At 66.9% G+C, this 25,878-nt stretch carries 22 protein-coding genes; 14 read left to right on the top strand and 8 right to left on the bottom strand.

The features are described 5' to 3' along the window. Positions 1–285: 285 nt before the first annotated feature. From U5798_RS26165 to U5798_RS26125, 9 genes are all read left to right on the top strand, one after another. Positions 286–1,866 carry an acetolactate synthase large subunit gene (locus U5798_RS26165; protein WP_322083680.1) on the top strand — a complete coding sequence of 527 codons (1,581 nt, stop codon included), beginning with the start codon at positions 286–288 and terminating at the stop codon, positions 1,864–1,866. 49 nt (positions 1,867–1,915) lie between these two features. Then, entirely contained in the window at positions 1,916–2,728 is an 813-nt protein-coding gene (locus tag U5798_RS26160) for an SDR family NAD(P)-dependent oxidoreductase (protein ID WP_322083679.1), read from the top strand. A 15-nt stretch (positions 2,729–2,743) separates the two neighbouring features. Then, entirely contained in the window at positions 2,744–3,781 is a 1,038-nt protein-coding gene (locus U5798_RS26155; RefSeq protein ID WP_322083678.1) for a glycosyl hydrolase, read from the top strand. 12 nt (positions 3,782–3,793) lie between these two features. Continuing rightward, a complete protein-coding gene (locus U5798_RS26150; RefSeq protein WP_322083677.1) occupies positions 3,794–4,309 on the top strand; it encodes a VOC family protein in 516 nt (171 codons plus the stop codon). Positions 4,310–4,357: 48 nt separating this feature from the next. Beyond that, positions 4,358–4,963, top strand: a complete 606-nt coding sequence (locus U5798_RS26145; RefSeq protein ID WP_322083676.1) for an amino acid synthesis family protein — start codon at positions 4,358–4,360, stop codon at positions 4,961–4,963. Positions 4,964–4,990: 27 nt separating this feature from the next. After that, a complete protein-coding gene (locus U5798_RS26140; RefSeq protein ID WP_322083675.1) occupies positions 4,991–5,869 on the top strand; it encodes an alpha/beta hydrolase in 879 nt (292 codons plus the stop codon). 3 nt (positions 5,870–5,872) lie between these two features. Continuing rightward, positions 5,873–7,504 carry a bifunctional 3-(3-hydroxy-phenyl)propionate/3-hydroxycinnamic acid hydroxylase gene (locus U5798_RS26135; protein ID WP_322083674.1) on the top strand — a complete coding sequence of 544 codons (1,632 nt, stop codon included), beginning with the start codon at positions 5,873–5,875 and terminating at the stop codon, positions 7,502–7,504. After that, positions 7,494–7,826 (top strand): NIPSNAP family protein, encoded by a 333-nt coding sequence (locus U5798_RS26130; RefSeq protein WP_322083673.1) that lies wholly within the window; start codon positions 7,494–7,496, stop codon positions 7,824–7,826. The genes U5798_RS26135 and U5798_RS26130 overlap by 11 nt, the downstream gene beginning before the upstream one ends. A gap of 83 nt (positions 7,827–7,909) precedes the next feature. Further along, a complete protein-coding gene (locus tag U5798_RS26125; RefSeq protein ID WP_322083672.1) occupies positions 7,910–9,367 on the top strand; it encodes an NAD-dependent succinate-semialdehyde dehydrogenase in 1,458 nt (485 codons plus the stop codon). A 54-nt stretch (positions 9,368–9,421) separates the two neighbouring features. Here the strand turns inward: U5798_RS26125 and U5798_RS26120 are convergent, their stop codons facing one another. Continuing rightward, positions 9,422–10,150: an IclR family transcriptional regulator gene (locus U5798_RS26120; protein WP_124455645.1), complete on the bottom strand. Its 729-nt coding sequence runs from the start codon at positions 10,148–10,150 to the stop codon at positions 9,422–9,424. A 314-nt stretch (positions 10,151–10,464) separates the two neighbouring features. Between U5798_RS26120 and U5798_RS26115 the strand changes: the two genes are divergently transcribed. Further along, positions 10,465–11,520: a porin gene (locus U5798_RS26115; protein ID WP_322083671.1), complete on the top strand. Its 1,056-nt coding sequence runs from the start codon at positions 10,465–10,467 to the stop codon at positions 11,518–11,520. A 62-nt stretch (positions 11,521–11,582) separates the two neighbouring features. On the opposite strand, the gene U5798_RS26110 is transcribed toward U5798_RS26115, so the two are convergent. The 6 genes from U5798_RS26110 to U5798_RS26085 all read right to left on the bottom strand — a co-directional run bounded on the left by U5798_RS26110 (position 11,583) and on the right by U5798_RS26085 (position 19,441). After that, entirely contained in the window at positions 11,583–12,731 is a 1,149-nt protein-coding gene (locus U5798_RS26110) for a porin (RefSeq protein ID WP_322083670.1), read from the bottom strand. A 195-nt stretch (positions 12,732–12,926) separates the two neighbouring features. Next, complete coding sequence (locus tag U5798_RS26105) at positions 12,927–13,490, bottom strand: cytochrome b (protein WP_124455642.1); 564 nt, start codon at positions 13,488–13,490, stop codon at positions 12,927–12,929. Between the two features lie 149 nt (positions 13,491–13,639). Beyond that, complete coding sequence (locus U5798_RS26100) at positions 13,640–15,004, bottom strand: aspartate aminotransferase family protein (protein ID WP_322083669.1); 1,365 nt, start codon at positions 15,002–15,004, stop codon at positions 13,640–13,642. A 55-nt stretch (positions 15,005–15,059) separates the two neighbouring features. Continuing rightward, complete coding sequence (locus U5798_RS26095; RefSeq protein ID WP_322083668.1) at positions 15,060–16,505, bottom strand: aldehyde dehydrogenase family protein; 1,446 nt, start codon at positions 16,503–16,505, stop codon at positions 15,060–15,062. 262 nt (positions 16,506–16,767) lie between these two features. Further along, on the bottom strand, positions 16,768–18,207 hold the full coding sequence (locus U5798_RS26090; protein ID WP_322083667.1) for an APC family permease: 1,440 nt from the start codon (positions 18,205–18,207) through the stop codon (positions 16,768–16,770). Between the two features lie 289 nt (positions 18,208–18,496). Continuing rightward, complete coding sequence (locus U5798_RS26085) at positions 18,497–19,441, bottom strand: helix-turn-helix domain-containing protein (protein WP_322083666.1); 945 nt, start codon at positions 19,439–19,441, stop codon at positions 18,497–18,499. Positions 19,442–19,986: 545 nt separating this feature from the next. Between U5798_RS26085 and U5798_RS26080 the strand changes: the two genes are divergently transcribed. After that, complete coding sequence (locus tag U5798_RS26080; RefSeq protein WP_322083665.1) at positions 19,987–21,315, top strand: MFS transporter; 1,329 nt, start codon at positions 19,987–19,989, stop codon at positions 21,313–21,315. Positions 21,316–21,339: 24 nt separating this feature from the next. On the opposite strand, the gene U5798_RS26075 is transcribed toward U5798_RS26080, so the two are convergent. Beyond that, positions 21,340–22,047: a FadR/GntR family transcriptional regulator gene (locus tag U5798_RS26075; RefSeq protein WP_124455636.1), complete on the bottom strand. Its 708-nt coding sequence runs from the start codon at positions 22,045–22,047 to the stop codon at positions 21,340–21,342. 234 nt (positions 22,048–22,281) lie between these two features. Here U5798_RS26075 and U5798_RS26070 point away from each other — a divergent pair, with 234 nt between their 5' ends. From U5798_RS26070 to U5798_RS26060, 3 genes are read left to right on the top strand one after another with little or no spacing between them, the layout of a single operon-like run. Beyond that, the gene (locus U5798_RS26070; RefSeq protein WP_322083664.1) at positions 22,282–23,826 is read left to right on the top strand and encodes a sugar ABC transporter ATP-binding protein; all 1,545 of its coding nucleotides are present in this window, start codon (positions 22,282–22,284) and stop codon (positions 23,824–23,826) included. Further along, the gene (locus U5798_RS26065) at positions 23,819–24,850 is read left to right on the top strand and encodes an ABC transporter permease (RefSeq protein WP_011549867.1); all 1,032 of its coding nucleotides are present in this window, start codon (positions 23,819–23,821) and stop codon (positions 24,848–24,850) included. The genes U5798_RS26070 and U5798_RS26065 overlap by 8 nt, the downstream gene beginning before the upstream one ends. Positions 24,851–24,892: 42 nt before the next feature. Further along, a complete protein-coding gene (locus U5798_RS26060; protein WP_124455634.1) occupies positions 24,893–25,840 on the top strand; it encodes an ABC transporter substrate-binding protein in 948 nt (315 codons plus the stop codon). The last annotated feature ends 38 nt before the right edge of the window (positions 25,841–25,878 follow it).

Raw genomic sequence — 25,878 nt, 5'->3', positions numbered from 1 at the left:
ATTTGCAATCGTAATTTTGAGATTTGGCATCCGAAGCGAAACGGCAGGAGACGCGGGCCTGGTCAACGGGATGTGTCGATTTCATTAAATTCCGAATGATGGGAAATCAATTCTGTTGTGGCAAAGATAGAGACAGGCGTTCGTCTCGTCGATTCGGAAATTTCTGCGATTACGAAGGTAAACGTGAGCTTCATGGCGGATGCGAAAGCGAGACGAGTTGTTTGACAAATCCCGTAATTCGGGATTAAAGTAAAAACACTTCAGCCAAACCCGTCGAGTAGCCGCATGAACCTCCCACAGTTGGACAGCGTGACCGAAGCAAGCAGCGGGGCGAGCGTCGTGCTCACCACGGCGCGAGACGCCGGCGTCGACGTCTGTTTCGCCAATCCCGGCACGACCGAGATGCCGTTCGTCGGTGCGCTCGACACCGTGGCGGGCATGCGCTCGATCCTCGGGCTGTTCGAGGGCGTGTGCACGGGGGCCGCCGACGGCTATGGCCGCATGGTCGGCAAGCCCGCGATGACGCTGCTGCACCTCGGGCCCGGCCACGCCAACGGCATCGCCAATCTGCACAATGCGCGTCGCGCCCGCACGCCGATCCTGAACATCGTCGGCGATCACACGCGCGAGCATCTGAAGTACGACGCACCGCTGACGTCCGACATCGAATCGCTCGCCCGTCCGGTGTCGGTGTGGTACCGCAGCGTGGCGCGCGACACGGACCTTGCGACCGATACGGCCGACGCGATTGCCGCTGCGATGGGCGCGCAGCGCGGTGTCGCGACGCTCGTGCTGCCCGTCGATCTCCAGTCGGCCCGGGTGCACGGCGCGGCGTCGCCCGTCGTCGTTCGCCCGGCCGCGGTGTCGTTCGATGCCGCTCGGGTCGAACGGGTGGCCGATCTGCTGCTCAGTGGCCAGCGCGCCGTCCTGCTGATGGGCGCCCGCGCGCTGTCGGCGCGAGGGCAGCGTGCGGCGGCGCGCATCGCGGCGGCGACCGGCGCGACCTGCTTCAGCGAAACTTTTCCGGCGCGGGCGGAGCGCGGCGGCGGCCTGCCGGACATCGACCGCCTGCCTTATTTCCCCGAGCCGGCGCTCGCGGCGCTGGCCGGACGGCGCGTGGTGCTGGCGGGCGCGCTCGCGCCCGTTACCTACTTCGGCTACGAAGGTATTCCGGGCGAACTCGCGCGGCCGGAGGACATCACGACGCTCGCAACACCGGGCGAGGCGGCGGACGACGCGCTGGAGGCGCTGGCCGAGCGTATCGGCGCGGCGGCGAACGACGATGGCGTGGGCGTCGAGCGCTGGCGCGTCGAGGACGGGCCGCTCACGCCGCAGGCCGTCGGCCGCGTGCTGGCGAATGCGTTGCCCGCCGATGCGATCGTGTCGATCGAAGGCGGCACGTGCGGCTACCCGTTCGTGACCGCCTCGGCGCGCGCGCGTCGCCACACCATCCTCACGAACACGGGCGGCGCGATCGGCCAGGGCCTGCCGGTGGCGCTCGGCGCCGCCGTCGCGTGTCCGGATCGCCGCGTGTTCGCGCTGCAGTCCGACGGCAGCGCGCAGTACACGATCCAGTCGCTGTGGACGATGGCGCGCGAGCGTTTGCCGATCGTGATGCTGATCGCATCGAACCGGCGCTACGGGATCCTGCAGACCGAGCTCGCGCGCAGCGGCCTGCCGGCCGACACGCCGCACGCCAGCCGCCTGACGCAACTGGACGACCCGCCGATCGACTGGCTCGCGCTGTCGCGCGGCTATGGCGTGCCGGCCGAACGTGCGAGCACGACGCAGGCGCTGGCGCAGGCGCTCGAAGGCGCGCTCGCGCGCACCGACGGGCCGACGCTCATCGAAATGCAGTTGTCCTGATCGCGCAACGCGCTCCTTTCTTCAATCCCGACTCTCACCTTTCATCGATATGGATCTGCAACTGCACGGAAAAGCCGCGTTCATCACCGGCGGCAGCATGGGCATCGGCAAGGCGGTCGCGCTCGAACTGGCGCGCGAAGGCGTCAACGTCACGATCGCCGCGCGACGCATGGAACACCTCGAAGTCGCGGCCGCCGAGATTCGCGCGGCGCTCGCGCCGCTGGGCAGCGCGGCCGGCGCAATCCTGCCCGTCACGCTGGACACGACCGACATGGCGTCCGTCGAAGCGGCGATGGCCGCGAGCGTCGAGCGCTTCGGCCGGCTCGACATCCTGCTGAACGGCGCCGCGCACCCGGGCGGGCTCGTACGGGCCGAGCTGGAAAACGCCGACCCGCAGGGGCTGCTGCAGGACATCGATATCAAGGTGGTCGGCTACCTGCGTTGCGCGAAGGCGGCCGCGCCCTACATGCGGCGCAACGGCTTCGGCCGGATCGTCAATATCGGCGGCCTGACCGGCCGCGGCAGCAAGCAACTGTCCGGCATGCGCAACGTGGCGATCGTGCATCTGACCAAGACGCTGTCCGACCAGCTCGGCCCGTTCGGCATCACGGTCAACACGATTCACCCGGGCGTCGTCGAGACGCCGCACATCCACGAGCTCTACGAGAAGGAAGCGCAGAAGCAGGGGCTCACGGCCGCGGAGGTCGAGGCCAACTACGTGAAGGTCACGCCGATCCGCCGCGTGCTGCAGCCGGAAGAGATGGGGTGGATCGTCGCGTTTCTCGCGTCGCCGAAATCCGGCTCGATCACCGGCGAATCGATCGGCTGCGACGGCGGGCTCACGCGCGGCATTTTTCTCTGACACAAGGAGCATTTCATGACCGCAACCGTACTGGTCGCCACCGCCGGGCAAGGCATCCTGCGCTCGAACGACGACGGCGCGACCTGGCATCGCCTCGGGCTTGCCGAACCGATCGAGTTCGACGGCATCGTGCGCGCGCTCGCGGTGGACCCCGCGACGCCGTCGCGCGTCTATGCCGGCGCCGATTCGGGGCTGTGCATCAGCGAGGATGGCGGCGCGCACTGGTTCCGGCCCGACAACCTGCTGAACGGGCAGACGGTCTGGTCTATCGCGATCGACCCGGCGAACCCGGCGGTGCTCTATGCAGGCACCGGCGCGCCGTCGCGCGCCGCGCTGTACAAGTCGAGCGACGCGGGCGTGACCTGGGCGAGAACGGCGCCCGAGTTTCCGGAATTTTGCTCGGGCGTCAATCGTCCGCGGCTGCTGACGATCTGCGTGGACCCGGAAGACGGTCGCAACGTCTGGTACGGCGTGGAGGAGGGCGGCGCGTGGCGCAGCCGGGATGCCGGTGCGAGCTGGACGCGCGTGGACGGCCCGGGCAGCGCGATTCGCAACAGCGACATTCACGCGATCGCCGTGCTGCCTGCCACGCAAGGCCAGCCGAAGACCACGGTGCTGCTGACGGTCAACGCCGTGTACGTGAGCGAGGACGACGGCCTGACGTGGGACGGCAAGCAGTCGCGCGACCGCTTCGACGGACTGTACTACACACGGACCGTCGTGCAACTGCCGACGCCGGACGGCGAACTGCTGATGGCGATCGGCGACGGCACGCCGGGCACCCGCAGCCGCATCTACCGCTCGGTCGATCGCGGCTACGCGTGGCGCGAGACGGACCTGCACACGCTGCCGAACTCCACGTTCTGGGCATTCGGCGTCCATGCGGCCGAGCCGGCGCTCGTCTATGCGGGCACCAAGTACGGACACCTGTTCCGATCGCGCGACGGCGGCCGGAACTGGACCAAGGAATGGCGCGATTTCAGCGAGATCACGGCCGTGGCGTGGACCCCGTTCGAAGCGCCGCTCGTGGCCCACGCGCAGTCGACCCACTGAGCGGAGCGAGCGATGACACCGTCCGATATCCAGCAATACGCCGAACGTGCGAACGCGAGCGGCCTGCCGCTGCCGATTCCGTGCGTGCAGCGCACCCACCTGTCGCTGTTCGTGCGCGATCCCGTTCACTCGAGCACCTGGTACGCCGAGGTGCTCGGCATGACGGAAACCGCGCGCGGCGAGCAGTGGGTGTTCATGTCGTTCGGCCAGAAGCACCACGATATCGCGCTGATTCGCGCGGCGTCGGATGCGGAGCTCGGCACGATCGGCCTGCAGCACTACGGCCTCGAAATCGCCGGCGGCCTGACCGAACTGCGCCGCCTGTACGGGATGCTGCTCCGCCGCCACGTGCCGATCGTCAAGATCACCGATCACAAGGTCGGGATCGGCGTGTATTTCACGGACCCCGACGGCAACCGGCTCGAATTCTTCTGCGAAACCGTCACGGACGACGAAGAGGGCAAACGCGTGCTGCATCGCTACAACGCGCCAAGCGATCCCTTCCAGCTCGAGCCGTTGTTCGACTGAAGCGCTGCCTTTCAATACGAATCATCGACGTTTTATAAAGGAATACTGATGAGCAAGATCGCCAATTTCGAAGGTTTTCATATCCGCAAGTGGTACACGCAGATCGAGGACTCGCTCGCGAACGAATCCGGCCAGCTCGCGGATGGCGAGCCGCTGCGCAAGATCGTGATCGCCGCGGCCGTTCACAACCCGTATGCGGGGCGATTCAGCGAAAACCTCGACGATCTCGTGCGCCCGTCGCCCGCGCTCGGCAAGGAGTTTGCGCGACGCATCGAGGAACTCGCCGTGGGCCGCGCGATCGAGAGCTACGGCAAGGCCTGCCTGGTCGGTTCGGCCGGGGAATACGAACACGGCAACGCGTTCCTCACGTCGATCTTCGCGGAGCCGATCCGGGCGGCGTTGGGCGGCGGGAAATCGTGGGTGCCGTCGAGCGGCAAGCGCGGCCCGATCAATACGGTGATCGACGTGCCGCTCGCGCACAAGGATGCGCTTTACGTGCGCTCGCACTACGACACGGTGACGTGCCTGTTTCCCGATGCGCCCAACGACGACGAAGTGCTGGTGATCTTCGCGTTCGCGACGCGCGGCCGGCTGCACGCGCGGCTCGGCGGCCTGAAGGCGAGCGAGATCGTCGGTCGCGACGGTCTGGTCTGAGTGCGCATGCCGGCCGGGGAGCACATGATGAACACGGCATCCGCCAGGGATGGATGGGTCGATAACGATGGGCTGCGGCTGCACTACGTAGGCTGGGGGCGCGACGACGCGCCGACCGTGGTGATGCTGCACGGTCTGCGCAGTTATGCGCAGACCTGGGCGCCTGTCGCCGATATGCTGGTCGACCGCTACCGGGTCGTCGCGCTCGATCAGCGCGGGCGCGGGCTGAGCGACTGGGATCCTCGCCGGGACTACTACGCGGCCACCTACGTGCGCGATCTCGACGCGCTGGTGCAGGCGCTCGACCTGCGACGATTCGTGCTGGTCGGGCACTCGATGGGCGGCGCCAATGCGTTCGTCTACGCGGCGGCACAGCGGGAACGGCTCGCGGGTCTCGTGATCGAGGACATGGGCCCCGGTGCGTCGGCCGGCTCGCCGGGTTCGGAGCGCATCAAGCGCGAGCTGCAGGACACGCCGGACGCGTTCGCATCGTGGGACGACGCGCGCGCGTTCTGGCGGCGCCAGCGGCCGAACATCGCGGAATCCGCGCTCGATTCGCGTATCGCGCACTCGCTGAAAGAGGATGCGCACGGGCGGATCGTGTGGCGGCACGACGCGGAAGGGATCGCGGCGGCCCGGCTGGCCGCGACGCCGGAGCAACTCGTCCATCTGTGGCCGCTGGTCCTGAACCTGCACGTGCCCACGCTGCTGTTGCGCGGCGGTGACTCGGATTTCCTGTCCGCGGACGTGGCGGCCGAAATGGCGGCCGCCAATGCGGAAATCGAACGGATCGACATTCCCGGCGCGACGCATTACGTGCACGACGATCAGCCGGCTGCGTTCAACCACGCATTGCGCACGTGGCTCGATCGTCTCGACGATCCGGCGTGGCGCACGGGAGGCTGACGCATGAAAGCGAACAATCCGGAGCGGACCTCGGTCGCGATCGTCGGCGCGGGCCCGAACGGCGTGGCGATGGCGAACCTGCTGGGCCTCTATGGCGTCGCGACGGTGATCATCGAGAAGGCGCCGCAGATCGTCGAATTTCCGCGCGCGGTCGGCATCGACGATGAAGCATTGCGGATGTTTCAGACCGCAGGCCTCGCCGACGAACTGAGCCGTGACATCATCCAGAACGTGCCGCTGCGCATGTTCAAGGCGAACGGCGAGTGCTTTGCCGACATCCGCCCGTCGAGACGCGAATTCGGCTGGTGGCGGCGCAACATCTTCATGCAGCAACTGGCCGAGCGGACGCTGCGCGACGGGCTGGCCCGTTATCCGCACGTGTCGCTGCGGACCAGCGAGGAAGTGGTCGGCGTGGAACAGGACGACGCGCGCGTCACGTTGCAGGTGCGCCGCACCGACGGGCAGCAGTATGCGCTGGAGGCCGACTACGTGGTGGCGGCCGACGGCGGGCGCAGCCCGATGCGCGAGCTGCTGGGCGTCAAGCTGGCCGGCACGACGCATCCGATCAAATGGGTCGTGGTCGACGTGAAGAACGCGGGGCTTGACCAGCCGTGCACGGCGCTGAACTGCGACCCGCGCCGCCCGAACGTCTGCATCTATCTGCCGTTCAATTTCCGGCGCTGGGAGTTTCTCGTGTTCCCGCATGAGGACGAAGAGGCGATCGCGCAACCGGACTCGATCCGCGCGCTGATCGCGCCGTACGTCGATGACGTCGATCGCATCGAGATCGTGCGCGCGCGAACCTATACGCACCATTCGCGCCTCGCCGAACGTTTCCTGGTCGGTCGCGTGGCGCTCGTCGGCGATGCCGCCCACCTGACGCCGCCGTGGGTCGGCCAGGGCCTGAATGCGGGCTTGCGCGACGTGGGCAATCTCGCGTGGAAACTGGCGGGCGTCGTCAACGGCACATTGCATCCCGGCGTGATCGGCAGCTACGAATCGGAGCGGCGCGACCATGCGAAGGCGATGATCGACCTGGCGGACGCGTTCGGCGCGATGCTGATGCCGACCAACCGGCTCGTCGCGTTCCTGCGCGACTGCTTCCTCGGGCTCGCGCGGTATGCGCCGGGCCTGAAGGACTACATCCTGCAGATGCGTTTCAAGCCGATGCCGAGCTATACGCGGGGCATCGTGCTGCCGGGGGCTCAGGGCGATTCAGTCGGCAGGATGATCACGCAGCCCGACGTCGAAACGGCCGACGGCGTGCGCCGCAAGCTCGACGACGTGCTGGGCCCGTGGTTCTCGATCGTCGGCTGGCAATGCGATCCGCAGGCGTGCCTGAGCGACGACGATCGTGCGTACTGGGCGGCGCTCGGCGCGACGTTCGTCCAGGTCAGTCGTTCGCGCAGCGGCATCGGCCGCGCGCGGCGGGTGACCAGCACCCACGGCAGCACGTGCGTCGAGGATGTCGACAACGCGCTGGCGGACTGGTTCGACCGGCACGCCGGCCCGCTCGTGGTGGTGCGCCCGGATCGCTACGTCGCGGCGCAGACGGATGCCGTGGGCATGGCCCGCGTGAGCGCAGCCTTTCAGGCGTTCGCGCCGCGACAACCGGAGGAAGCACATGTTTGTTGAGCAACGCACCTACACGCTGGTGCCGGGCGGCGTCGCCGAATATCTGCGGCTGTACGCGGAATGCGGGCGCGCCGCGCAGGAGCAGGCGCTCGGCACGATGGTCGGTTGTTTTGCGACGGAAATCGGGCCGCTGAACCAGCTCGTCTATCTGTGGGCGTTCGATTCGCTGGACGATCGCGCCCGGCGTCGTGCGGTGCTGATGGCCGATCCCGAGTTCAGGGCGTTTCGCGGCAAGGTCCGGCATCTGCTCGTCCGGCAGGACAACCAGATCCTCCGGCAGGAAATCGGCGGCCTGCTGCGTGCGCCGAGCCAGGCCGCGTGATGCGATCGTCGCACCGTCCGGCTCATCGTGCAGTTTCTACCGAGGTATCCGTCTTGATCCCGTTTACGCCCCTGACTTCCCGCATGGCGTCTGATGCGCAACGCGATTACGCGTCGCTCCACCTGTATATCGACGGCCGGTTCCTGCAGGCCGACGGCCGGCGCACGCAGCCCGTTCTCGATCCGGGAACCGGCGACGTGCTCGGCGACTTGCCCCATGCGACACCGGACGATCTCGACGCGGCGGTGCGCGCCGCGCATCGCGCGTTCGCGACGTGGCGCCGCGAGTCGCCGCTCGCCCGTTCCGACATCCTGCGCCGCGCGGCTGCGCTGGTGCGCGAGCGTGCCGAGACCATCGGCCGTCGCATCACGATGGACCAGGGCAAGCCGCTTCGTGAGGCGATCGCCGAGGTCGCGTCGTCCGCCGAGCAGCTCGAATGGCATGCGGAGGAGGGGCGCCGCACCTACGGCCGCGTCATTCCAGCGCGTTCCCCGGACGTCGCGCAGACGGTGCTGCGGGAACCGATCGGCGTGTGCGCGGCGTTCTCGCCGTGGAATTTCCCGTTCAGCCAGGCGATGCACAAGATCGCGGCCGCGCTGGCGTCGGGCTGCACGCTGGTGCTGAAAGGGCCCGAGGAATCGCCGAGCGCGATCGTCGCGCTCGCGCGCATCTTTCACGATGCCGGATTGCCCGCGGGCTGCCTGAACGTCGTCTGGGGCGTGCCGGGCGACGTGTCCACGCGGCTGATCGAGTCGCCGCTCGTGCGCAAGATCTCGTTCACGGGTTCGGTGCCGGTCGGCAAGCAACTGGCCGCGCTGGCCGCGTCACACATGAAGCGCATGACCATGGAGCTGGGCGGACATGCGCCGGTGCTGGTCTGCGCGGACGCCGAAATCGAACGCGCGGCGACGATGCTGGCCGCGTACAAGTTTCGCAATGCCGGGCAGGTGTGCGTATCGCCGACGCGTTTCTTCGTGCAACGTCCGGTGTTCGACCGGTTCGTCGCCGCGTATCTCGAAGCGGTCGGCAAGATCCGCGTCGGCTACGGGCTGGAAGAGGGGACCACGATGGGGCCGCTCGCGCACGCGCGGCGCGTGTCCGAAATCGACGCGTTCGTCGCCGACGCGAAAGCGAAAGGGGCGGAGATTGCCGCAGGCGGGGCGCGCGTGCCGGCGGCGGGGCCGGGGCACTACTTCGCGCCGACGGTCGTGCTGGGCCCGGCGCGCGAGTCGCGCCTGATGAACGAGGAGCCGTTCGGCCCGATCGTCGGGATCGTGCCGTTCGAAGAACTCGATGATGCGCTGGCCGAGGCCAATCGCTTGCCGTTCGGCCTCGCGTCGTACGCGTTCACCGCTTCGGCGCGCAATGCACACCGGATCGGCCGGGCGCTCGAAGCCGGCATGGTCAACATCAATCACTTCGGGATGGGGCCGGCGGAGATCCCGTTCGGCGGCGTGAAGGACAGCGGCTTCGGCAGTGAGGGCGGAACGGAGACGTTCGACGGCTATCTGGTCACCAAGTTCATCACGCAGATGAACTGACCGTGGGCACGTGGACCGTCGGGCGCGGCGTTGGATGTGACGACGGTCGAATGCTCAGGTGGCGCCGCCGATCTGCGCGGTGGCGTCGATCAGCAGTTTGCCGAGGACGTGTTCGTCGAACAGCGCGAAGTGTTCGGCGCGGAAGATCAGCGACAGGCTGCTGTTGACCTCGCCGCTGCTGGCGGTGCGAATCGGTGCGGCGATGCCGACGAACCCGGCGTCGAGCTCGCCCCGCGAGATCCAGTAGCCCGCGTCGACAATCTGCTGGCAGGCGCGCCAGAACTGTGTCCAGTCGGCCGCGAACTCGCCCAGCTCGGCGTTGTGCCGTTCGTGCAGGCGCTTCAGCCGCGCGCGCGACATCGCAGCCACGATCACTTTCGACGAAGCGCCCTGGAACAGCGGCATGATGCGGCCGCGGCCGAAGCCCAGCTGCAGGTTCTCGGCGCCGGTTTCGTGCATCACGTTGATGATCTGCTCGTCGAACAGCGTCGAGACGAGCGCATCGCCGCCGGTGACCTGAACCAGTTTCTGGATGACGGGCTTCGCGGCGATGAGCGTCGGGTCCGACTGCCGCATGTTGTAGTCGAGATGGATGATGCGCGGGCCCAGCGTATAGCGGCCGTTGGTGCCGACGAGCAGGCCGACGGAAGCCAGTTCCTTCACGTAGCGATAGCACGTGGTGCGCGAAAAGCCCATGTGTTCGGCGATTTCCTCGGCGGTCATCGACGTCGCGGACGAAGAGAAGACGTCGAGGATGGACAGCATTTTGGTGAGGCTCGACATGACGTGATCCGGGATTCAGGCGGCTTGCGGCAATGGAACGGGAAAGACGAATGCGGTTTCGGATTGCCGCACTGCGGCACGGAGTACGAGGGCCGCGGGCGACAGGCCGTAGTCTAACGTAAGTCGTGCGGGCGGCAACCGGAGCCGCATCGATGCATGTGCGGTAAGCGTTCCGGCGCGTCGAGGCGGATCGTTTCTCTATCAATTGCTATGGATTCCTATTTTACGAAATGAAGTCGCATTGAATCGATGTGGCTGCCGAGCCGGTCGGTTCACGCGGGCATCGGCCGCGAAATTTCAATGAGGAGAAGAAGATGAAAGTGTGGTTCCGGATGGTGGCATTGTGCGGCTGCGGTGCCGTTGCACCGACATTCGCGCAATCGAGCGTGACGCTCTACGGTTCGCTGGACACGGGTGTGACCTATACGAGCGACGTGGCGTCTGCCCCGCATGGCGGGCGCCAGCTCGCGTTGCAGGCCGGCGTGTCGCGCAACGACGTGTGGGGCTTGACGGGCAGGGAGGATCTCGGCGGCGCCAACTATGCGGTGTTCCGGCTCGAAAGCCAGTTCCAGACCTCCGACGGCACGCTGACCGTGCCGGGCTCCGCGTTCAGTTCGCAAGCGTACGTCGGGCTCGGCGGCGACTGGGGGACCGTGACGCTCGGGCGACAGTTCGATTTCGTCGGCGATCTCCTGCCGGCTTTCGCGATCGGCGCGAACACGCCGGCCGGCCTGCTCGCATGGGGGTTGCCGGCGAATGCGTCGGCAGGCGGTGCGCTCGACAACCGCGTGTGGGGTGTCCAGGTGAACAATGCGGTGAAGTACGTGAGCCCGACATTCGGCGGCGTGGCGTTCGGTGGCATGTGGGGATTCGGCAACGTGCCCGGCACGGTTGCGCGCAGCAGCGTGCAAAGCGCGATGCTGTCCTACACGCAAGGCGCGTTCAGCGCCGCGCTCGCCTATTTCGGCCAGCACGACGTGACGTCCGGCGGCAATCTGCGCAATTTCTCGGGCGGGGCCGGCTACAACTTCGGCCAGTTCCGCGTTTTCGGCATGGTGTCGGACGTGCGGATCAGTGCCGCCGCACCGCTGCGGGCAACGACCTACGACGGCGGCTTGACCTATGCGCTCACGCCGTCGTTGCAACTGGGCGGCGGGTTCCAGTACCAGCAGCGCGGCGGCGATATCGGCTCGGCCAATCAGGTCACGTTGAGCGCCGACTATTCACTGTCGAAACGTACCGGCCTTTATGCCGTATTCGCACGCGGGCACGACAGTGCCTACGGCGCCCAGGTCGAGGCGGCCCTCGGCGGGGCGGCGTCCGGCTCGACGCAGACCGCGGTTCGGCTCGGCGTGCGGCATCAGTTCTGACGGTGCGGGAAAACACGGGCTGCCGCGCATGCCGCACGCGAGCCCGTGTTTTTCCGCCGGGTTCAGAAGCGATGCATCATCCCGACGCGCAACGCCAGTTGATTGCGACTCGACGACTGCCCGGCCGTACCGAGCACGTGCGCGTAGTCGAAGCCGGTGCCGGTATTGCCGGTCGCATGCTGGTACGCGCCCTGGATGTACGTCGAGGTTCGCTTGCTGAGATCGTAGTCGAGCATCATCGACACCTGGTGCCAGCTCGGCGACGCATCGCCCGCGGCCGTCGCGACATGCGCATGCGTGTAGGTATAGGCCGCCCCGAGCCAGACGTCCGGCCGGAAGAAATACTGGCCGTTGATCTCGAAGTTGTCGAATTTCCACGCGTTCTGCGAGCCTGCCGCCGGCTGGTTCGCGAAGTAGAGGTTCGACTCGGGGTTGTACACGTCGACGTGTGAATACGCGGCGGACAGCGTCAGCTTGTCGCCGAACTTGTAGGATGCGCCGACATCGATGTTCTGCTGCGAGCGGCCGCTGAACACCGTATCGTCGCTCGACAATGCACCGCCCGCGGTTGCGCCGCCATTGTTGGCCTTCAGGTACGCGACGGCAGCGGAGAAGGCGCCCGCCTGGTATTGCACGGCGGCGCTGTACACGCGGTTGCGCGCAAAGCCGCCCGCCTGGTTCGCGAGCCCGTAGAGCACTTCGCCCTTGAAGCCGCCGTATGCGGGCGACACATACTTGACGCTGTTCTGGATGCGGTAGTCCCAGTCGGCATTGTCGTTGTCGTACGGGTGCGCGCCGAAGTCGCCGAGCCAGTTTCCGGTGGCCGTGAAAGGGCTCCACATGTCGAGCGTGGGATCGTACTGGCGGCCGAACGTGAGCGTGCCGAACCGGTCCGAATCGAGCCCGACGTACGCCTGCCGGCCGAACATCCTGGACGTCACGCCGAGCGCACCCGTGCTCGCGTTGAAGCCGTTCTCGAGCTGGAACAGCGCTGTCAGCCCGCCGCCGAGGTCTTCCGTGCCTTTCAGCCCCCAGTTACTGCCGACGGTGTCGCCGCTGACCATCTGGTAAGCCTTGCTGCCGCCCGCGTTGCTCGTGAAATTGACGCCTTCGTCGATCAGGCCGTACAGCGTCACGGTGCTTTGCGCATGGGCCGTCAGGCTGAATCCCATGGCGCCGGCGGCCGATACGGCCGCGATCATCTTCTTCATCGTCGATCTCCAGGTGAGGGCCGGTAGGGCCGTGCGGTGCCGTTTTCGCGGGGCGTGCGGGCGCGCCGGACGCTCGAAACGGTCCGTCAGTAATTAGTAAAACGAAATATTTGAAATGAAAGAAACCGGGCCGCTGTGGTCGAGCGACCCGAATGCGGAGCGTCGCCGGGATCGCGGCCCTGTATTGCCGTGGCGTTACAGCATGCGCCGCAATACGTCGTTTTCTCGGTTCGAGTCGAAGAACCGGTGTTTCAGCGCGGCGAGGATATGCAGGACGACGAGCACAAGCAGCGTGTAGGCCAGCGTCTTGTGCAGCCACTGGAATGCCTCGAACCAGTGGTCGTTCTTCGGCAGCAACTCGGGCACGCGGAAAAAGAAGAACGGCACGCCGTCGCTCTGCGTATACGTGCTGGACATCGAATAACCCATCAGCGGCACGATGATCGCCAGCGCGTACAGCAGGTAGTGCCCGATCTTGGCGAGCTTCCGGTCCAGCTTCGGCAGGCTCGACGGCAGTGGCGGCAACGGCTTCATCGAGCGAATTGCCAGTTGCGTCAGGACCACCAGCAGCGTGAGCACGCCGAACTCCTTGTGGGTCGGGTAGTACCAGTCGAACTTGGCCGGCAGGTTGTCGTCGAGCCGGACCATGGTCCATCCGGTCCAGAGCTGCGCGCCGATCAGGATCGCCCTGACCCAGTGAAGCAGCCGAAGTGCGAGCGGATATTTCTCCACGGAGAATGCAATGGCCTGGTTTTCCATTTGACTTGTCTTCCTTTAAAACGAAACTGCGACAGGCGGGATGCCGATCGTCGACTTCGACGTCCCGCGGCGATCTTCGTCGAACCGAGGCCGGATCGCGGCGCACGAACCTTCGACGAAAAGTCCGTGCGCCCGGCTGTTCCGCGCGGTCAGGCGATCGATCGCGAATCCGCGCAGCACTCCTGCAGCGCCTCGCGCAGCGTCACCGCGATGAAGTCTGCCTCGTCCTGCTGCAGCGTCAACGGCGGCGACATCACGACCTTGTTGGCGATCGCCCGGACCAGCACGCCGCGCTTGCGCGCCGCATCCGCCACGCGCGCCGCGAACCCCTTGCCCGGATCGAGCGGCGTGCGGCTGGCCTTGTCGGTCACGAGATCGAGCGCCAGCATCAGCCCCTTGCCGCGGACATCGCCGACGGTCTCGAAGTCGGCTTTCAGCGGCAGCAAGTGCTCGAGCAGGCGCTGGCCCACCCGTGCCGCATTGCCCGGCAGATCCTCGGCTTCGACGATGTCGAGCACCGCGAGCGATGCGGCGCACGCGAGCGGATGCCCGCTGTACGTATAGCCGTGCATGACCATGTGCGAGAAGCCCGCGCCATGTTCGATCGCGTCGGCGATCCGCCCGTTGTACAGCGTCGCGCCGAGCGGGACGTAGCCGGCGGAAATGCCCTTGGCGACGCACAGGATATCGGCGGCGACGCCCCATCCGCGGCTGCCGAGCAGGCTGCCGGTGCGGCCGAAACCGGTGACCACCTCGTCGGCGATCAGCAGGATGCCGTTCCGGTCGCACACGGCGCGCACGCGCGCCCAGTAGTCGGCGGGCGGGACGATCAGGCCGCCGGCGCCCTGCACCGGTTCGGCGACGAACGCGGCGATGGTCTGCGGGCCATGGAACGCGATCGTTTCCTCGAGCTGCCCGATGCAATGCTCGACGAGTTGCTGCGGATCGTCGCAGTTCCACGGGTTGCGATAGAGCCACGGCGTGTCGAGCAGCACGCAGCCGGGCAGCAGCGGGCCATGATTGTAATGGTAGACGCCGTTACCGCCAATCGACGTGCCGCCGACGTGCACGCCGTGGTAGCCGTTGCGCAGCGACAGGAATTTCGTGCGCGACGGCTCGCCCGCGGCGACCCAGTACTGGCGCGCCATCTTGAGCGCGGTCTCGACCGCGTCGGAACCGCCGCTGCCGAACATCACCCGCTGCATGTCTTCCTGCGCGAACATCGCGCACAGGCGGTCGGCCAGGTCGTACACGCGCGGATGGGCGACGCCGTCGAAGGTCTGGTAGTAGGACAGCTCGTCCATCTGCCGGGCGATCGCGCTTTTCACTTCCGGCCGGTTGTGGCCGACGTTGACGTTCCACAGTCCGCCGACGCCGTCGAGCATGCGGTGGCCCTCGACGTCGTATACGTAGTTGCCGTCGCCGCGCTCGATGATCACGGTGGGGGTCGTATGGCCGGCGGCCGCCGAGCTCATCGGGTGCCAGAATCGCTTTTGTCGCTGTTGGTAGTCCATGGTAGTTCTCTCACGAAGTGCTTGAACACAGTGCGGCGCGACGTGCGCCGCGGGATTACAGGGCTGCGGTGATGATCTTTTCCTCGAGGTACGAATCGAGCGCGGCCTTCGACAGGTCGCGCCCGATCCCGCTCTGCTTGGTGCCGCCCCACGGCAGGCGTGCGTCGATCGGGCTCCAGGCATTGATGGCGACCGCGCCGACGTCGAGCCGCTCGGCGACGCGGTGCGCGGTGCCGACGTCCTGGGTCCAGACCGACGCGGACAGGCCGAACGGCGTGTCGTTGGCGATGCGGACCGCCTCGTCCTCGGTGTCGAACGGCATGACCATGCCGACCGGGCCGAACACTTCTTCGCGGGCGATCCGCATGTCCGGATGCACGCCGCCGAGAATCGTCGGGCGCATGAAACAGCCGCGCGGCGGCACCTGTTCGTCGCCGGCGAGCAGCACCGCGCCTTCGGCGAGCGCGCCTTCGACGTGCGCGCGCACGCGCGCGAGGTGACGCGGGTTGATGAGCGCACCCATTTGCACGCCGGGTTCCGACGGCGGGCCGACGCGCATCGCCCGGGCCGCGTCGGCGAGCCGCTCTTCGAGGGCGCGTGCAATCGAGCGGTGCGCGAGCACGCGCGAGCCGGCCGCGCACGTCTGCCCCTGGTTCGCGAACATGCCGGCCATCAGCGACGGAATCGCACGGTCGAGATCGGCATCCGCGAACACGATCTGCGCGGCCTTGCCGCCGAGTTCGAGCGTGACGCGCTTGAAGGTCTTCGCTGCGACGCCTGCGATCGCGCGGCCGACTTCGGTGCTGCCCGTGAAGCTGATCTTGTTCACGAGCGGGTGCGCGACCAGCGCGGCGCCGACTTCCGCGCCCACGCCGTGGACGATGTTGACGACCCCCGCCGGTATGCCGGCTTCGCAGACGAGTTCGCCGAGCCGGGCGACGGCCAGCGGCGTGTCCTCCGACGGCTTGATGACCACCGGGCAGCCGGCCGCCAGCGCCGGCGCGAGCTTCCACACGGCGATCATCAACGGCGCGTTCCACGGAATGATCAGGCCGGCGACGCCGACCGGCGCACGCCGCGTGTAGCTGAGCGTCGGGCGGCCCATGAAGCCGTCGGTCGGAATCGTGCGGCCCTCGAGTTTGTCGGCCCAACCGGCGAAGTAGCGCAGTGTGTCGATGCACATCGGCAGGTCCATCATCCGCATCTCGGCAAGCGGGCGCCCTTGTTCGACGGCCAGGCATTCCGCCAGCCCGTCACGGTCGCGCTCGACCAGGTCCGCCAGCCGAAGCAGCCAGCGGGCCCGGGCCGGGCCGCCTGCACGGGCCCACGCGTCGCCGTGCAGCGCGGCGTGCGCGGCACGCACCGCGCGATCGACGTCTTCGGCGGTCGATGCGGGCACGGCGGCCACGTAGTCGCCGGTCGCCGGCGCCAGTTTTTCGAAGGTACGGCCGGCCGCTGCGTCGCAATGCCTGCCGTCGATCAGATTCTGAATTTTCATCATGGTGTTCCGTGTTTCCCAGGGGCGAATCGTCGGGCGAAACGAGGTAGCGGCGAGGGCTGCTGCCACCGTGCTGCTTCGACGTCGCATTCACTGTATGTCGATGAAATCGCGCGCCTTGTCCGCTATCGGCAATCGTTGTCGCACGATCGGGATAGGGAATACCCGTGCCGGCGCGACGCATGGCGGGTCGCGCCGGCAGCGGGAAATGCGCGGGGCGTGAACAACGAGACGACGGTGCGGCGCGGCACCTTCCGGGCAGCGACTACTGGGCGGCGCGCCCGAGTTCGCGATACAGGTCGGGGTCGCTGCGCTTCAAGCGCAGCGCGGCGCGGATGCCGAGCGCGCCGACGGCGACGAGGAAATACGGAAACATCGCGACGAAGGTCGAATCCGATCCGCTCAGCACGGACAGGTTGCGCACGACCAGCACGAGGCACGCGCCGAGCGCGATCACGCTGATGAGCGGCGCGATCAGCCGATGCACGACGCCGGCGTCGCGGTGATCGCGCGCGAAGAACGCGATCACCGAGGCAGCCACCAGGATCTGCACCGCGATGATGCCGATCGTGGCCAGTGCGCTCATCCACGAGAACACGACCGCGAACGGGTCGAGGCGGAACGCGGCCGACCCGACGATGGCCGCGAGCGCGATCAGCGTCTGCACCTTGCCGGCGACGTCCGGGCAACGATGCACGGGGCACGTATGGCCGAGCTTGCGCCACAGCACGCGTTCACGGCCCATCGCGTAGAAATAGCGCGTGATCGTGTTGTGGAACGACAGGATGGCCGCGAACAGGCTCGTGACGAGCAGCACGTTCATCGCGTCCGTCGCGATGCCGCCGAGCAGACGGCCGCTGACGGCAAACCACAGATTGGCCGGATCGTGGGCCGCCTGCGCGGCGATCTGGCCTTCGCCCCAGGCCTCGACGATCGCCCACGACGACAGCGCGTAGAACGCCATGATGAGGATCACGGCGAGGTACGTGGCGCGCGGAATCGTGCGCTTCGGGTCGCGCGCCTCCTCGGAGAAGATCGCCGTGGCCTCGAAGCCCATGTACGAGCCGAGCACGAACACGAGCGCGGTGCCGAGCCCGGGCGCGAACACCAGCGCGGGGCTGAACGGTTTCGCGCTGAAGCCGCCGGCGCTCGCGCCGTGCACGACGATCGCGAGATCGAGCAGCATCACGATCGCGATTTCGCCGATCATCAGCATGCCGAGCAGCCGGCCGCTGAACTCGATGCGCCGCGCGCCGCAGAAGTGGACCGCGACGACGCACGCGAGCGCGAACGCCCACCACGGCACGTCGACGCCGTAGTGCCGCTGGATGCTGTCGTTCAGGAAGAAGCCGAACATGCAGTAGATCGCGATCTGCACCGCGTTGTACGCGACGATTGCGACGAACGCGCCGCCCACGCCGGCGGGACGTCCGAGCCCGTTCGCGATGTACGCGTAGAACGCGCCCGCATTGGAGATGTGCCGGCTCATCGCCGCATAGCCGATGCTGAAGATCAGGTACATGACGCCCGCCAGCACGAATACGCCGGGCACGCCGGGGCCGTTGCCGAGCGAGAATGCCGCGGGCGTCGCGCCGACCATCGCGGTGAGCGGCGCCGCCGCGGCGACGACGAAGAAAACGATGTGGGAGAGTCCGACGGCGTTCTTGCTGAGCCCAGCTTCGGACCGGGGTGACGATTCGTTCATGAGTGGTTCCGCTGGCCGGATCGTCCGTCAGGAATCGACACCGGCATGCCTGATCGATATCCCCGTGCCGCGGCCGATCCTGACGAGCCGGCAATCGATGCCGACCTTCGTCGACGACACGGGTATGCGCTTGGACGGCCGCTCGATGCGGTGCAGCGCGCATGCGAGCAGGGCCGACGACAAAATTTACGGTGCCGAAAAAACGGGCGTTGTCCGTAATCGGCAATCCGCATGCGCGGGGGCGGCAGGGGATTACCCGGATGCGACGCCGCCATGCGTCCGGGGGGGCTCAGCTCAGGCGCGGGGTGTGCGACGGCAACTCGTGGAAATGCTGGTGGTAGTACGCGGAGAAGCGTCCGAAGTGGCAAAAGCCGAATTGCGCTGCCGCGTCGCCGATCCGCATCGTGTCGGGCGTCGTCATCAGGAAGCGGCGCACGGCGTTCAGCCGGATCGAGCGCAGGTAGGCGGTCGGCGTGGTGCCGACCACGTTCTGGAAGCTGTATTGCAGCGTGCGGCGGCTGATCCGGAGGTGGTGACAGAGATCGATGACCGTCGGGACGTCGTCGCATTCCAGCGCGATTTCCTGGCTGCGGCGCACGATGTAGCTTTGCGTCGACGCCGACGGCAGCGCGCCGGCATCCGGGTCGTCGGACTGCACGAGATCGAGCAGGATGCCGACGACACTGTGTGCGAGCACGCGTTCGTCGAACGCATCGCGCGCGGTGAGCGAACCGCTGTCGAGCGCCTGGCCAAGCACGCGTTCGAGGCCGTCCAGTGCGTTGCGGTAGCGGGCGGGCGAGATCGGCAGCACCGGCTGCTTCAGGATGCGGGCGGGCAGGTTCGCGAGTTCGTCCAGTTCGCGATCGGCGGTGAGCGTGCGATCGATCGTGAAGGCGAGCACCTCGGTGTCGCACGGCAGGTGGGCGACGAACTCCTCGCCGCCGCGCAGGGTCAGCAGGCTCGGGCGCTCGACGGTGCGCCCCTGGACCACGGGCGCGACCGCACTGGCGATCGGCAGTGCGAAGCAGAGCCGGTCGCGCGGCGCGAGGCCGTGCTGCATCACGCGCTGGTTGATGCGTTCGCGAAACACGTGAAAACGCTGGCCGGCGACCTGGCGCAGCGTGGTCGTCGCGGTGCCCGGACTGATCTGGTCGTAGTGCTGCGACCAGTTCACGATCGCCTGGGAGTGGAGGTACACATCCGAGAAGCACAGTGTTTCAGCGCGCAGGTTCATGGCGTGGCGAATGCATCCCGTCTCAAATTCGATGCCGGCTGAGGCCGGCTCATGCTGCCCGCTGGATGGCTTCCGAAGGCGCCATGCAACGCGGCCAGTGCTGCCGACGATCATATGCAGAAAAAAACACCGGGTGACGCGTTCGAAAACCATGTTGGCGCGCGTCGAGCGAGCACGCCGCGAAAGGCGACGGTGCGTAACCGAACCGAAAGAAATTCGGGGGTACCGGGCGATATCGACACACGACCGTCGTTGGCGGCATGTTTTTATAAATCTCATTATAAGGGATTATATTTATTTTTGAGGTGGGGTATACATAGGGTGTCGCGAGATACCTTGCGATGAGGGCATAGTCGTCCGAGCGATCAAGGAATTTCATAATTATCTTACAATTCTGACGAATTTAGATCGACGGAATGGCCTGGACGGCGCCCGGCGGCTTCTCTCGTGTTAACTACCAATAAATCCCGAAATACGGGATTTGTATAATTACCTCGCAACGCCTCGCTTGCTCGTGACGCATGTCCACATACCGGGAGCGGTCCATGTCCGAGTCACCCCCTGCCTTGTTGTATCGTCGGATCGCGCTGCGCGTGATTCCGTTTCTGTTCCTCTGCTACGTCGTCAACTTCATCGACCGCGTCAACATCGGGTTCGCCAAGCTGCAGTTCCTGCAGGACCTCGGCTTGAGCGAAGCCGTATTCGGCTCCGCGACGGCCATCTTCTTCATCAGTTACGCCGCATTCGAGGTGCCGAGCAATCTCGTGCTGGCGCGCATCGGCGCGCGCCGCACGCTGATGCGAATCATGGTGCTGTGGGGCCTTTGCACGGTGGCGCAGATGTTCGTGACCGGCAGCGTGTCACTGTACGTGGTGCGCTTTCTGCTCGGCGCCGCCGAGGCCGGCTTCTTTCCGGGCCTGATCCTGTACCTGTCGTACTGGTTTCCGGATACGGTGCGCGCCCGGGTCAACAGCGTGCTGCTGCTCGCCGTTCCCGTCGCCGGGATGATCGGCGGACCATTGTCCGGCTGGATCATGGCGCACCTGCAGGACGCGATGGGGTTACGCGGATGGCAGTGGCTGTTTCTGATCGAGGGATTGCCGGCCATCGCGCTCGGGCTGGTCGCGCCGCTGATGCTGAGCGACCGGCCGGAACAGGCGGCATGGCTGTCGCCTGCGGACCGGCAGGCGCTCTTGCGCGATCTGGACGCGGAGCGGGCCTCGGCCGTGGTCGGCCATGGCCGGGTCGGCGTGCTCGACATCGTTCGCAACGGTCGCGTGCTCGGGCTTGCGGCGATCTATTTCTGCGTCTACGTCGGGATGGGTACGGTGACGTTCTGGTCGCCCACGGTGCTGAAATCGGCCGGGGTGGCGAGCGTCACCGGAATCGGTTGGTTGTCCGGACTGATTTCCGTATTCACGATGATCGGCAACGTGGCGATCGCATGGAGTTCCGACCAATACGGCGAGCGCCGGTGGCATACCGTGGTCTGCATGCTCGTCACCGCGTGCAGTCTGCTGCTCCTGCGCTTCTCGGTCGGCCATGTGTGGATCACCGTGACCTTGCTGGCGATCGCGCAGCTGTGCGCGTTCACCGTGCCGATCGTTTTCTGGACGATTCCGGCAGCCCAACTGACGGGCCGGGCGGCAGCGGCGGGCATCGCGGTGATCAGCATGCTGGGTTCGCTCGGCGGCGCGTTCAGTTCGTGGCTGGTCGGCGTCCTGTTCGCGCGTACCGGCGCGCCGTATGCCGGGCTCGCGGTGGCCGCGGGGCTGCTGGTGGTCGGCTCGGTGCTGGTGACGCGCCTGGTGCCGCGCACGCTGCCGCCGCGCCGTAGGGCCAGCGAACGGGCAGCGTTGCAAGGCGCTGAATAGCGCGTTGCCGGGACCCGTGCGCGGTCAATCCGGATCGGGATCGGCTTTCAGCCCGCCCTCGATCCAGCGCGCTTCGGACGCGCGAAGATGCGCGCGGATGGCCGTCTGGGCCGCGATCGGGTCGCCGGCCTGCAGCGCGAGCAGCACGTCCTCGTGCTCGCGCACGGCGGCGGTCCAGGTCTGAGGATTTTCCGCGTGGCCGCGCATCGCGGTCGCGATCGGATCGTGGCGGCTGTCGAACAGCTCGCCGACGAAGCGCGTGAGCACCGAATTGCCGGCGGCTTCCGCGATCAGCATGTGGAACTGCCGGTCGGCTTCGACGGGGGACTTGCCGGCCTCCGCGAGCCGCTTCATGCGCTGAACGGTGCGGCGCAGGCGGTCGAGCATCGCGGCCGTCATCCGAGCGGCGGCCAGCGCGGCCACGCTGCCTTCGACGGCCGCGCGGGCCTGCATCAATTCCGACGGACTGTCGCCGAGCGTGACCATCGTGCCGACGTCGTCGGCCGCCGTGTCGCGCACATAGACACCCGAACCCATCCGGATTTCGATCTGCCCGCCGATTTCGAGCGCGATCAGCGCCTCGCGCAGCGACGGGCGCGATACGCCGAGCGTCAGCGCCAGCTCGCGCTCGGGCGGCAGGCGCTCGCCGATCGCGAATTCGCCCTGACGAATCAACGCGACGATCTGGGCCGCGACCGATTGGTAAAGCCGCTTGGGTTCTGTCGATTTCATCCGATTGATAGGGATCAATGCGCTTTGGGCGCAAGCGCGTGTCGCGGAGTCTATCACGCCCATCACATCGCCCCTTGCGGCGGCGGGTTCGTCCGGATGTCCGGGTTTTCACTATTGGTAAGATCGGATGTGAATAGTTAAATTGGCTTGACCAAAATTGGTTTGATTGCTGTAATTCATCCAAATTGGACTGACCAAGCGAAGCCGAGGTCGATCCGCCCCAAAGGAGACGCAATGGCAATGCCTCGCAATCTGCCTGGTGAGACCGCGCAGGACGAAGCGGACCGGGAGATCCTGCGCCTGGAAGGGATTCGCAAGCGTTTCCCGGGCGTCCTCGCGCTCGACGGGATTCGCCTCGACCTGCGCCGCGGCGAGGTGCATGCGGTGTGCGGCGAAAACGGCGCGGGAAAGTCCACGCTGATGAAGATCATCAGCGGCCAGTACCTGCCCGACGAGGGTGCCGTCCACTATCGCGGCGCGCCGGTGCAGTTTCGTTCGGCCTCCGAAGCGCAGGCGGCGGGCATCGCGATCATTCACCAGGAACTCAATCTCGTCCCGCACCTGAGCGTGGCAGAGAACCTGTTCCTCGCGCGCGAGCCGAGGCGCGGGCCGTTCGTCGATACAAAACGCATGAACGCGGATGCGGCGCGCTGCATCGCGCGAATCGGCCTGAATGTCGCGCCGACGACGAAGGTCGGCGTGCTGTCCATCGCGCAGCAGCAGATGGTCGAGATCGCGAAGGCGCTGTCGCACGACGCGCGCGTGCTGATCATGGACGAGCCCACGTCGTCGCTGACGGAAGCCGAAACGGTGCAGCTGTTTCGCATCATCGAGGAACTGCGCGCCGACGGCGTGGCGATCCTGTACATCTCGCACCGGCTCGACGAAATGGCGCAGATCGTCGATCGCGTGACGGTGCTGCGCGACGGGCGCCACATCTCGACGGACGATTTCGCCGACGTGAGCATCGACGACATCGTCGCGCGCATGGTCGGTCGGACGCTCGACGACGCGTACCCGTCGCGGCAATCGGTGCCGACGGACGACGTGCTGCTCGACGTGCGGGAACTGCGCCGCGACGGCGTGTTCGGGCCGGTGTCGTTCGCGCTGCGCCGCGGCGAGATCCTCGGTTTCGCAGGATTGATGGGCGCCGGCCGCACCGAGATCGCACGCGCGATCTTCGGCGCGGATCGCCCCGACGGCGGCACGATCGCGCTGCACGGCCGGCCCGTGACGATCCGTTCGCCGCGCGAGGCGATCCGGCACGGCATCGCGTATCTGTCGGAAGACCGCAAGAAGGAGGGGCTCGCGCTGCCGATGCCCGTCGCGGCGAACCTCACGCTTGCGAACGTGCGCGGCATCGCGTCGCGCTTCGGATTCCTGCGCTTCGACGACGAGCTCGACGTGGCGCGCCGCTACGTGCAGGACCTCGCGATCCGCACGCCGTCCGTGCACCAGCGCGTGCGCAACCTGTCCGGCGGCAACCAGCAGAAGGTCGTCATCGGCAAATGGCTCTATCGCGGCTCGAAGATCCTGTTCTTCGACGAGCCGACGCGCGGGATCGACGTCGGCGCGAAATTCGCGATCTACGGGCTGATGGACCGGCTCGCCGCCGACGGCGTCGGCGTGGTGCTGATCAGTTCGGAACTGCCGGAACTGCTCGGCATGACTGACCGGATCGCTGTTTTTCACGAAGGTCGCTTGACCGCATTTCTCGACACCCAACACACCAGTCAGGAGGAGATCATGCATTACGCGTCGGGGCGTTCCCATGCTTGAAATGACATCCGATCGCAGCCAGGCCGACGAGCGGGCGGCGCGACAGCGCCGGCGCGACCTGATCCAGAAGTTCGCGGCGCTGGGCAGTCTCGTCGTGCTCGTGTTCGCGTTCTCGATATCGAGCGCGGCGTTTTTCTCGGTCGACAACCTGATGACCGTCGGCCTGCAGGTCACGTCGATCGCCTATCTGGGCGTGGCCGCGACCTGCGTGATCATCACGGGCGGCATCGACCTGTCGGTCGGCTCGGTGCTCGCGCTGGCCGGCGTGTGCGCCGCGCTGCTGGTCAAGGCGGGCGTGCCGGTGCCTGCCGCGATGGCGGCCGGCATCCTGGTCGGCGCGCTGTGCGGGCTCGTCAACGGTATCTGCGTGACGCAGATGGGCCTGCCGCCGTTCATCGCGACGCTGGGCATGATGCTCGTCGCGCGCGGCATCGCGCTGCAGATCACGGGCGCCCGGCCAGTATCGGATCTCGGCGACGCGTTCGGCGCGCTCGGCAACGGCGCGCTGCTTCGGATCTCGCGCATCGGCGCGGACGGGTTCCCCGACACGACCTTTCCCGGCATCCCGTATCCGGTCGTGATCATGGTCGTGCTGTTCGTCGTGGTGTCCGTGCTGCTGTCGAGAACGTCGCTCGGCCGCCATATCTACGCGGTCGGGTCGAACGCGGAAGCCGCCCGGCTGTCGGGCGTGAACGTCCAGGGCGTGAAGCTGTTCACCTACGTGCTGTCCGGCGCGCTCGCGGGCGTGACCGGCTGCGTGCTGATGTCGCGGCTCGTCACCGGGCAGCCGAACGAAGGCGTCATGTACGAACTCGACGCGATCGCCAGCTCGGTCATCGGCGGCACGTCGCTGATGGGCGGCGTCGGGACGATTTCGGGCACGGCGATCGGCGCATTCGTGATCGGCGTGCTGCGCAACGGCCTGAACATGAACGGCGTGTCGAGCTTCATCCAGCAGATCATCATCGGCGTCGTGATCCTGGGCACGGTCTGGATCGACCAGTTGCGCAATCGCCGGCCCTGACCGGCACGAAGCAGTCCCTACCAACGAGAAGCGGAGCGAGACATGAACAAATCCATCCTGCTGGCGGCCTCGGCGTGCCTGTTCGCGGCCTGCAGCAGCGGCGCGTATGCGGCGGGCGGCGAGATCGCCGTGATCGTCAAGACGGTCAATTCGAACTACTGGCAGAACGTGCAGAAAGGCGCGAAGGCCGCGCTCGACGGCGCCAAGGGCTACACGATGACGTTCCAGGGGCCGGCGGCCGAGTCGGACATCAGCGGCCAGGTCAACATGGTCGACAACGCAGTCACGCGTCATGTGGCGGGCATCGTGCTCGCGCCGTCCGATCCCGATGCGCTTGTCCCCGCGATCAAGAAGGCGTGGGAAGCGCACATTCCCGTCGTGCTGATCGACTCGGCCATCTCGGATGCCGGCAAGCCGTATTACCAGTCGTTCCTGTCGACCGACAACGAGAAGGCGGGTGAGTTGTGCGCAAAGGCGCTGATCGACCGCGTCGGGCAGTCCGGCAAGATCGCGATCATGTCGTACGTGCCGGGCGCAGGGTCCGAGGTCAGCCGCGTCGGCGGGTTCCGCAAGTACATCGCGAGTCATTCGAAGCTGCAGGTCGTCGGCCCGTACTACTCGCAATCGCAAATGGCGACCGCGCTGAACCAGACGACCGACGTGCTGTCGGCGAACCCGGACCTGAAGGCGATCTTCGGTGCGAACGAGCCGACCGCGGTGGGGATGGGGCGCGCGCTGAAGCAGTCGGGCAAGGCGGGCAAGGTGGTGGCGATCGGTTTCGACGGCAACGAGGACCTGCAGGGTTTCGTGCGCGACGGCACCGTGCAGGCGATCGCCGTCCAGGGCTCGTGGCAGATGGGGAACCAGGGCGTGCGTACGGCGCTTAACGTCATCGAGCGCAAGCCCGCACCGAAGCTGATCGATACCGGCGTCGTGATGGTCGACAAGCAGAACCTCGATTCGGAGGCGGCGAAGAACGTCCTGTACTGAGCGGCCGAGCCTGCCGCCCGCGCGCGGGCGGCGACCGG

Source organism: Burkholderia sp. BCC1972 (assembly GCF_905339605.1).
Lineage (GTDB): Bacteria > Pseudomonadota > Gammaproteobacteria > Burkholderiales > Burkholderiaceae > Burkholderia.
The sequence above is the reverse complement of the archived record's forward strand: the minus strand, read 5'-3'. Positions and strand labels throughout refer to the sequence as shown.